We start from the raw sequence: 9,739 nt of genomic DNA, 5'->3' as shown, positions 1-9,739 counted from the left end.
ACGATCGTGACCCCGAGAGCCCGCGCCTACATCCGGAACACCCGCGACGACCAGCGACGACGTCCTTCAGGCCGCCGAACCTGGTGAGAAAACCTCAATGAGCTCATCAACGCTGAGCTGCGCTACTCGTTCGGGAGCTGACGCGGTCGTACCGAAGTGTCCCCGAGCGGCCAACTTAGGGACCTGATCGTCCAGATTCGCGGGCCCCGCTGTTTCGGGCATGATCAACCCGTGGTCGCAAAGCCGTTGAATACCGCACCGCCGCCCCAGGCGGACTTCAAGAGGCGCGCTCGCGCTTCCCTGATCGACCTCCAGGCGCCCTTCCTCTTGGCTGAACCGGCGGCCCTCGTCAGTCCCGTCGTACGACGACTCCGGGGCCGAGCTGGCATCCAGACTGGACCAGCCGTAATGGCCGTAATGAATGTCGCGTTGGTGCAGGTGACGCGTCGTCTGCAGCGAAGCGGCCGGCTGAGCGACCGACAGGTGGAGGCGGTCGGCTGGGCCATGATGAGTTGGGAGCTGATCGGTCCGCTTGCCGCCAGCCTCCCGGAGATAACAGTCGTCGGGCGCGCGCGTTCGCCGCTTTGGGGCTACGCCTGCTTTGTGACCACCCATGTAGCCGTCCTGCTGGTATGGGTCACCTGGTTCGTGCGGGGCCTTCACCGTAGCCAGCCGCACACGTCGATGACCCGCTGAGCGGCCCCGACGTGGGCTCGGCGGCGGTGTCCCTGAAGCCGCCCTCGAGGACACGAGCCTTCCCCTTGCGCAGCAACTCGTCTCCGTGCAGCGCGCCCGTGCCCCTCACCACCGGACGTCCACACCATTGGGCCCGGCGGCGGGCGTACCCAAGCGGCCGACGTCCCCGGCCTCGGGCGGGTGGCCACCGGGCGCCGGGCCCGTCAGCCCGTCCCGGTGACCAGCGCCAGCAGTCCTGCCTCGTCGAGCAGGTCCACCGGCCGCAGCGTGACGTCGGCCGCGACGTGGTGGAACCCGGCGCTGACCCGCTCCACCGGCACGTCCATCAGCCGCGACCAGCCCAGCCGGTAGGCGGCCAGCTGCACCCCGGCAGCGGCGAGCTCGGCCGGGCCGGGCACCGGGCCGGTCTTCCAGTCGATGACCTCGAACCCCCCGTCGGGCGTCGCGTAGACGGCGTCGATCCGCCCGCGCAGCGTGAGCGGCCCGAGCGGGGTCTCGAACGGCGCCTCCACGTCGATCGGCTGCCGGTCGGCCCACGGGCTGGCCAGGAAGGCGCCCTGCAGCGAGGTGAGCGCGGCGTCCGACGCGGCGGACGCGTCCCCCGAGCCGGGCAGCTCGTCGAGATCGATCAGCCGGGAGGTGCCGAAGCGCTCCTCCAGCCAGGCGTGGAAGGCGGTGCCCCGCCGGGCCAGCGGCGCGGGGGCGGCCGGCATCGGCCGGCGCAGCCGACGGGCCAGCTCCGCCGGGTCGCGACGCAGCGCGACCAGTGCGGACACCGACAGGTGCGCCGGCAGCGGGACGTCGACGGTGCCCCGGCCGTGCTCGGCGCGCTCGCGCAGCAGCAGGTCGGCGTCGCGTACCCACTCGGCGACCAGCGGGTCATCGGTCGCGCCAAGGGTGTCGTCGATGAGCGGGTGCGGCCGGGTGGCGGCGACCTGTTCGGCGGCCGCGGTCAGCGCCCGCCGCCGTCCCGACGACAGCGGGTCGGCCGGCCACACCCCGACCGGCCACTCGGCCAGCGCCGGGTTGTCGGCACCCTCCTCCGGCTCGGGCGCCCAGGCGTCGATCACGCCGGCGCCCGCCTCGCAGGCCGCCTTCACCGCCTCCAGCAACGAGGACGGCCCGCACACCGTCTTGCCGTCGCGCCACCAGCTGCCCGAGCAGATCAGCAGGTGCTTGGCCCGGGTCACGGCGACGTAGCCCAGCCGCACCTCCTCGGCCAGCCCGAACGCCTTCCACTCCGCGACGTAGTCCTCCAGCGCGTCGCGGACCGCCGCCTGGTCACCGGACCCGGGCACCGGCAGCCGCAGCGCCGGCAGCTCGGCGCGGTCGGTGGCCCGCAGCTCGGCGGGCACCGCCCCCGGGTCGCGGATCCAGGAGTCGGCGGCGTCGGTGCGGGCCGGGAACTGGCCCACGGTCATCCCGGGCACGGCGACGACGTCCCACTCCAGCCCCTTGGCGGAATGGCCGGTGAGCAGCTGGACCGCCTCCGGGTTGACCGCCACCTCACCGGGCTCCAGGCCCCGCTCCCGGACCTCGGCGTCGGCGAGGTACCCCAGGAAGGCCGGCAGCGAGGGCAGCTCGGCCAGCTCGGAGAACTGGGCGGCCACCTCGTGCAGCGCGTCGAGGTGCGCCCGGGCGCCGCCGGGGCTGACGTCGGGGTGGCTGGCCAGCTCGGTCTCCAGGCCCAGCGTGCGGGTGACCTCGTCGACCAGGTCGGGCAGCGACTCCCCCAGCCGGGCGCGCAGCCCGGCCAGCTCGGTGCCGAGCCGGCGCAGCCGGCGGTGACCCTCCGCGGAGTACGCCTCCGGCCGGCCGAGGTCGTCGAGCGCCTCGACGATGCTGCCGCGCTCCCGCGGGGGCGTCGGCACCGCCGGCCCGTCCGCGGGCGCAGGTGCCTCCGCGCCGGATGCACGCTCGCGCACCAGCGCCCGTGCGCGGGACTCCAGCGCGGCCAGGTCGCGCGGGCCGATCCGCCAGCGGGCGCCGGTGAGCAGCCGGCCGAGCGCGTCACCCGCGGTGGGGTCGACCAGCACCCGCAGGGTGGCGACCACGTCGGAGACCTCGGGCACGTCGAGCAGCCCGCCCAGGCCGACGACCTCTACCGGGACGCCCCGGCCCCGCAGCGCCGCGGCGATACCGGGCAGCTGCGCGCGCCGGCGGGCGAGCACCGCCACGGTCGGGCGGTGCGCACTGCCGTCCTTCGGACGGCCCCGCAGCCAGGTGCCGTCCCCCTGCTGCTCGGAGCCGCTGCGTCGCTCCTGCGCGGAGCCCTCCGGGCCCCACTCGTCACGACCGGCCGGCTCGGTCGTTCCGTGCCAGGCGGCGGCGAGCCGGTCGGCGAGCGCCTCGGTCTCCTCCTCGACCGTCTCGTACAGGCCGCAGCGGACCTCGCCCGGGCCGGCGACCGGCGAGGACGTGAGGTCGGGCAGCGGCTGGTCCTCCGCGGGCGGCGGCAGCGCCCCGGCGACGGTGTTGGCCACGGCCAGCACCGCGCGGTCGTTGCGCCAGCTGGTGGACAGGGTGAGCCGCTCGAACGGCCGCTCGGACGTGCCCGGGAACGTGCGGCCGAACCGCTCGATGGTGCCGGCCGACGCGCCCCGCCAGCCGTAGATGGACTGCCGCGGGTCACCGACCGCCAGCACCGGGTGCCCACCGGGGCCGCCGAACAGCGCCTCCAGCATGCGCAGCTGCCCCACGCTGGTGTCCTGGTACTCGTCGAGCAGGACGACCCGCCAGCGGGCCCGCTCCCGCCGGCCGGCCTCGGGCGAGGTGACCGCGACCGTGGCAGCGAAGGCCACCTGGTCGGCGTAGTCGATGGCGCCGGCGGTCCGCTTGCGGGCCTCGAAGGCCTCCACCATCGGCAGCAGCGCCACGCGGGCGCGCTGCCGGGCGAGCATCCTGACCACCTCGGCGTAGGGCCCTCTCTTCTTGCCCGCGTCGGGGTAGCCGGCCACCCGCTGCTCCAGCCGGGTGGTCCAGGCGCGCAGCGCCGCCGGGCTGATGTCGTGTTCGCCCAGCTCGGCGGCCAGCTGCAGCACGTCCTCGGTGGTGGTGACCAGGCCCAGGGCCACGTCGCTCATGTCACCGGTGTGGCCGGCCACCACCGTCGCCGCCTGGCCCCAGCACATCGCCGGGCCCAGCACGCCCGCGCCCGGCTCGACGCCGATCCGCAGCCCGTGCTCGGCGACGAGCGCGGCGGCGTAGCCGTGGTAGGTGGCCACCGTCGGGGCGGCGACGGTGAGGCGCTCCTTCAGCGCCGGGTCGGTGTCGGGATGCTCGGCCAGCGCGCCCAGCCGTAGCCGTACCCGGGCGTTGAGCTCGCTGGCCGCCTTGCGGGTGAAGGTGAGGCCGAGCACCGCCTCCGGCGCGACCAGCTGGTTGGCCACCAGCCAGGCCACCCGGGCGGCCATCGTCTCGGTCTTGCCCGACCCGGCGCCGGCGACCACCACCAGCGGCCGGTCCACCGGCGCCTGCACCACGCCGGCCTGCTCCGCCGACGGCGCGTAGGCCAGCCCGCAGCGGTCCGCGACCTCGGCCGGGGTGAGCAGCTGTGGTAGGTCGGGCACGTCGGGGGTGACCAGGCCGGGGAGGTCGAACGCCAGCTGCTGGAGGACCCCGTCGTCCCCTCCGCTCGCGGGCTCGCGGGGGACCCCGGGGCGGGGCCACAAGCCATCGGACGACCACGGATCGCGCAGCGTCACCGGGTCACCTGCCTGCCGGACTCCTGCATCGGGCAGCTGCGCCGGAACGCGCAGCGTTCGCAGTCGGCGTCGGTGCGCGCGGCGAAACTGCCCGCCCCCATGCCCTCACCCACTTCGGCCAGCAGCTCCCCCGCCCAGGTCTGTCGCGGGTCGACCTCGGCCGGCAGCGGTGGCTGGGCGTACTCCTTCGCCGCCTTCTGCGCGCCGCCGACCTGCAGCAGCGCGGCACCGCCGGTCGCGGTGCCGTGCTGGGCGAAGGCGCCCTCCGCGACCGCCACCTGGTAGGCGGCCAGCTGGCCGTGCTCCTCCACCGTGCGGGGTGGGGTCTTGCCGGTCTTGAGGTCGACGACCACCAGCCGGCCCGCGCCGTCGCGCTCGAGCCGGTCGACCTGGCCGCGCAGCCGCGCCCGGCCGACCACCACGTCGAAGTCCTCCTCCGCGGCGACCAGCTCTCGGTCGGCCCGCTGGTGCCAGGCCAGGAACTTGGCGAGCATCTCCTGGGCCCGGTCGCGCTGCCGCTGGTCGAACCAGCCCGGCCCGAGGTCGAGGCCGTCGAGCTCGGCGTCCAGCACCGCCCGCGCCTCGGCCGGCAGAAGGCCCTCGGCCACCTGCTGGGCGACATCGTGCACCGCCGAGCCCACGGTGCGGGTGGCCTCGGGTGCGGCCTCGGCGCCCACCGCGCCGAGCACCCAGCGCAGCGGACAGCGCTGGAAGGTGTCGATCGCCGAGGGCCGCACCGGAACCACCTCGTGCGGGTCGACCAGCGGAGCGTCCTCGGACAGCGGCGCCAACCCCCACCAGGTCGCCGGCGCGGCACCGGGCACCCGCTCGTCGGCCAACCGGCGCAGCACGGCGGCCGCACCGGCCCGTCGCGCGGCCGGCGTGTGCGGGTCGGTGAGGTGGCGCCGCAACTCGGCGACGAGGGAGGGCAGCGTCAGCTGCCGGGGCAGGGCGGTGTGCGGCCGGGCGCCCTCGGCGTCCCCGCCGGTCGGGGGCGCCGCCACCAGGTCCAGGAAGCGGGAGGCGGTGGCCCCGGCGTCGCCGCCCTCGACGGAGCCGTCGACGGCGGTGACCACCAGCCGGCGGCGCGCGCGGGTGCAGGCGACGTAGAACAGCCGGCGTTCCTCGGCCAGCGCCAGGGTGCGGCGGTCGAGGTTGGCCGGGTCGGTGCCCGCCGCGGCGTCGACGAGGTCCTCGGCGCCGAGCAGGCTGGCCCGGGTGCGGAGGTCGGGCCACAGCCCCTCCTGCACGCCGGCCACGCAGACCAGGTCCCACTCCAGGCCCTTGGCCGCGTGCGCGGTGAGCAGCCGCACCGTCTCGCCCTCCGGCGCCCGGGCCGCGCCGGTGTCGCCGGGCAGCTGCTGGGCGGCCAGGTGGTCGACGAAGGCGGCGACCTCGGCGTGCGGCAGCCGGTCGACGAACCCGGCGGCCGCGTCGAAGAGGGACACCACGGCGTCGAGGTCGCGGTCGGCCACCGCACCGTGCGGACCGCCGGCGGCGCTGGCCCGGGCCCACTTCGGGCCCAGCCCGCTGGCCTGCCACATGGCCCACAGCACGTCCTCGGCGCTGCCGCCACCGGCGAGGGAGAGCCGTCCGGCGTCCAGCACGCGCGCCACCCGGGCGGCGGGCCGGGCGACGTGCTCGGGCACCGCGTCGAGGAGAGTGGCGTCGGTGAGCAGCACGGCCAGCGGTGCGCCGCGCTGGGCCGGGTCCTCCCCACGGCCGGCCATCGCCCGCCGGACGGCACGGCGCAGCCGGCGTAGGTCCAGCACGGTGGCGCCACCCAGCGGCGAGGCGAGCAGCGCCTCCGCGCCCGGCTCGTCGAGCCCGGCCGCCGCGGGAACGGCATCGGGCGTCGCCGGATCGGTGGCTGGGACACGCCCGCCCCCGGCGCGGGGCGGGAGCAGCGCGCCGACCGCGGCGAGCAGCGGCTGGACCGCCGGCTGCCCGGCCAGGCCGACGTCGTCGGCGGAGACGGCGACCGGCACCCCGGCCTGGGTCAGCGCGCGGCGGACCGGCCCCAGGCTGGCCGCCGCCGAACGGACGACGACCGCCATCTGCGACCACGGCACCCGGTCGAGGAGGTGGGCGCGGCGCATCGTGTCGGCCAGGTAGGCGGCCTCCACGGCCGGGGAGTCGAAGACGTGCACCTCGGCCGACCCGGGCTCGGTGCCCTCCGCTGGCACCAGGCGGCGGTGCTCCCAGGGGCCGGGCAGGCCTTCGGCGACCCGGCGGCTGACGGCCAGCAGATCAGCGCCCGAGCGCCGGCAGACGCCCAGCGACAGCCGGTCGGCGGGCCGGCCGTCGCGATGCCGGAACCGGTCGCCGAACTCGAGGATGCCGCGCGGCTCGGCTCCTCGGAAGGCGTAGATGGCCTGGTCGGGGTCGCCGACCGCGACCAGGTCGCCACCGCCCCCGGCGAGCAGCTCGAGCAGCTCTACCTGCGCGGGGTCGGTGTCCTGGTACTCGTCGACGAACAGCGCACCGGCCCGTTCCCGCTCGAACCGCAGCAGCTCCGGGTCGTCGCGCAGCTCGTCGATGGCCGCCCGGACCAGCTCGGCCGGGTCGTAGCCGCTGGCCCCACCGCGAGCCGCGGTGGCGAACGCGGTGACGCCCGCGTACTGGTCGGCGAACCGGGCGGCGGCCTCCCAGTGGGCCAGGCCGCGCCCCCGCCCCCAGGCGGCGAGCCGACGGGAGTCGACCCCGCGCTCGGTGGCCCGCAGCAGCAGCTCGCGCAGCTCGTCGCGGAACCCGTCGGTGCCCAGCGCGGCAGCCAGCTCGGCCGGCCAGCGGATGCCGTCCTCGGCCGCGTCGCCGCGCAGCAGCTCGGCGACGACGGCGTCCTGCTCGGCCGAGGTGAGCAGCCGCGGGGACGGCTCACCGCGCAGCACCGCGGCCCGGCGGAGCACGCCGAAGGCGTAGGAGTGGAAGGTGCGGGCCACCGGCTCGCGGATGGTGCGGCCCACCCGCGCGGTGATCCGGGCGCGCAGCTCGGCCGCGGCCTTGCGGCTGAACGTGAGCACCAGGATCCGCTCGGGGTCGGCGCCGGCCTCGATCCGGGCGGCCACCGCCTCCACGATCGTCGTCGTCTTGCCCGTGCCGGGGCCGGCGAGCACCAACAGCGGGCCACCCGCGTGATCGACCACCGCCTGCTGGGTGGGATCGAGCCGGGGACGGACCGGCGGCGCTGCCGCCGGCTGCACCAGCCGGTAGACCGGCGCCGGGCTCGCGCCCGGAGCCGGGATCCCTGCGTCTGCGACTGCTACTTCTCCCCGCACGCCTCGATGGGACCACGGGGCACCGACAGTCCGCGTGGCCCCGTCCCGGGATCCTCCGCGAGCTCACGAGCGGAGAGGAGGTGGCCCCGTCCCGGGTTCCCTCGCGAGCTTGCGAGCGGAGGGGAGGACGGGGTCCTTCACCAGCCCTCGTCCGGCCACCCGACGGCGGCCAGGTCGACCCGCTGCCCGCGCACCGGCACGCCCTCACCGGCCAGCAGCTCCAGCTGCCGGGCCCGGACGGGTTCGGCCGCCGTTCCGTCCGCGCGCACGACGCGGTACCAGGGAACGGCCGCCCCGCCGCCGGACAGCGCGCGGGCGACCCGCCGGGGACCGACCCCGACGAGCCGCCCGATGGCGCCGTAGGTGCTCACCCGGCCCGGTGGGATCGACTCGACGGCGTCGAACACCGCCTCGTCGACGTCCGGTCCGGCCGGCGGGCGATCGGTCATCTCAGCCCTGGTAGAAGCTGTTCTCGGTCCACCAGGCGTAGAGCTCCGCGACGTCGGCCTGCGCGCTGCCTGGCGCGACGACGATCCCCTCGGTGCGGAACTCGTCGTCGGTCCAGGCGATGCTCACCGTGCCGTCGTCGACGATCGTGCAGGCGACCATGCCGCCGACGGCGCCGTCGACGTCCCAGCCGCCGTAGCCGATGCCGGTCGAGCAGTCCTGGCCGTCGGGGAACTCGGTGAGCCCGCTGCCGAGCACGTCGGTGGTGAACACCTCGTCCAGGGTGGCGACGTCCGGGTAGAGGTAGAACCGGGCGCCCGTCGGCCCCGGCCGGCTCGTCGCCTCGCCGCATCCCGCGGCCAGGAGGTCGCCGTCGGCGGCGAGGGGCGCCTCCTCGCAGTCGACGAAGTCCGCCGGCAGGCTGGCGAGGAAGGCGTCCAGCCCGGCCGGCACGGTGGACGGCGCGGTCGACGGACCGGACGTCGAGGGGATGCTGACCGGGGCGGGCGCGGAGGCGACGCTGTCCGCACCGCCGCTGTTCAGGGTGAGCGCGAGGACCGTCACCACCAGGACGGCCACCGCCAGCCCGACGATCCCGGCGATCAGCAGGCCCTTGCTCCCGCCCCCGCCGCCGGCCTGGGTCGGCGGCTCCCCGTGGCCCGGCGCCGGCCGCGGCGGCCAGCCACCCTGCCCGGGCGGAGGTCCGTACCGGCCGGGCTGGGGCTGCCCCCAGCCGCCGGACGGCCCGGGCTGCGGCTGGCCCGGCGGCCCCTCGGGCGGCGGGAACCCCGGCCAGGTGGGAGGAGGGCCCTGGGGCGGCTGGCTCATTCGAACGACCTCCGGGATCGGCTGCGTGGCGCTCGATGCCGGGGAGCAGCGGCGCGTAGCGGCGCACACCGGCAGACCCGGGGCGCTCCGGTGATCACACCCGACGGCCGTACCGGGCCAGCAGCCGGGTGAGCAGCTCCGCGCCCGGCGGGACGACCGCGGGCGGGTCGACCAGACCGGGGACGCCGTCGTCCCCCAGATGCTCCTCGGCGAACTGCAGGGCGTCGGCCACGAGCTCCCGGTCGAGGTCGGTGTCGCCGCCGACCGCGGCGGCCAGGTCATAGGCGTGCACGGTGAGCGCGGCGGTCGTCGAGCGCAGGTGATGGGCGGCGGGAGCGGGTCCGTCCGGCAGCTCGACGGCCCCGTCCAGGGCGCCGTCCCCGGCCCAGGCGGTGAGCGCGTCGTCGGCCGCGGTCTCCCACGCGGTGAGCGGGTCGTCGCCGAGCAGCTCGTCGGGAGAGGTCCGGGCGCGGATGTCCGGGGTGCCACCGGCCAGCAGCTGCGGAACCGCCAGCTGGTCGGCGGTCACGTGGGCGATCAGGTCCGCGACGGTCCATCCCGGGAGAGCTGGCGCGTGCCACTGCCCGGGCGCGACGGCGTCGACGCGGTCGGTGAACTGGGCCTGGGCCCGCTGGTAGCGCTCCAGCAACTCGGCACGGGAGATATCGGACATGCGACCAGTCAAACGCAGCCGGGCCCCGGCACGCGCAGTGGCGTACCGGGGCGCGGGTGAACTGCTGGAACGGCCGCGTCCCAGGGACCCGCGGCGCCGGCCCCGTCCCGAGG

Annotated in this window: 6 protein-coding genes; 1 reads left to right on the top strand and 5 read right to left on the bottom strand. The window is 76.6% G+C overall.

Annotation, left to right across the window (positions count from 1 at the left end; genetic code table 11):
• The first annotated feature begins 417 nt into the window (after positions 1-417).
• Positions 418-696 carry a hypothetical protein gene (locus ACYVG5_RS19450; RefSeq protein ID WP_222050294.1) on the top strand — a complete coding sequence of 93 codons (279 nt, stop codon included), beginning with the start codon at positions 418-420 and terminating at the stop codon, positions 694-696.
• Positions 697-899: 203 nt separating this feature from the next.
• On the opposite strand, the gene ACYVG5_RS19445 is transcribed toward ACYVG5_RS19450, so the two are convergent.
• The 5 genes from ACYVG5_RS19445 to ACYVG5_RS19425 form a co-directional block, all read right to left on the bottom strand.
• On the bottom strand, positions 900-4,400 hold the full coding sequence (locus tag ACYVG5_RS19445) for a UvrD-helicase domain-containing protein (protein WP_460683458.1): 3,501 nt from the start codon (positions 4,398-4,400) through the stop codon (positions 900-902).
• Positions 4,397-7,603 (bottom strand): ATP-dependent helicase, encoded by a 3,207-nt coding sequence (locus ACYVG5_RS19440; RefSeq protein WP_460683457.1) that lies wholly within the window; start codon positions 7,601-7,603, stop codon positions 4,397-4,399. The genes ACYVG5_RS19445 and ACYVG5_RS19440 overlap by 4 nt, the downstream gene beginning before the upstream one ends.
• Before the next feature lie 212 nt (positions 7,604-7,815).
• A complete protein-coding gene (locus tag ACYVG5_RS19435) occupies positions 7,816-8,127 on the bottom strand; it encodes an MGMT family protein (protein ID WP_222050293.1) in 312 nt (103 codons plus the stop codon).
• Between the two features lies 1 nt (position 8,128).
• The gene (locus ACYVG5_RS19430) at positions 8,129-8,953 is read right to left on the bottom strand and encodes a hypothetical protein (protein WP_222050292.1); all 825 of its coding nucleotides are present in this window, start codon (positions 8,951-8,953) and stop codon (positions 8,129-8,131) included.
• Between the two features lie 94 nt (positions 8,954-9,047).
• Entirely contained in the window at positions 9,048-9,626 is a 579-nt protein-coding gene (locus ACYVG5_RS19425; RefSeq protein WP_222050291.1) for a TIGR03086 family metal-binding protein, read from the bottom strand.
• Positions 9,627-9,739 lie beyond the last annotated feature (113 nt).

The organism is Modestobacter lapidis, assembly GCF_054780755.1.
The sequence above is the reverse complement of the archived record's forward strand: the minus strand, read 5'-3'. Positions and strand labels throughout refer to the sequence as shown.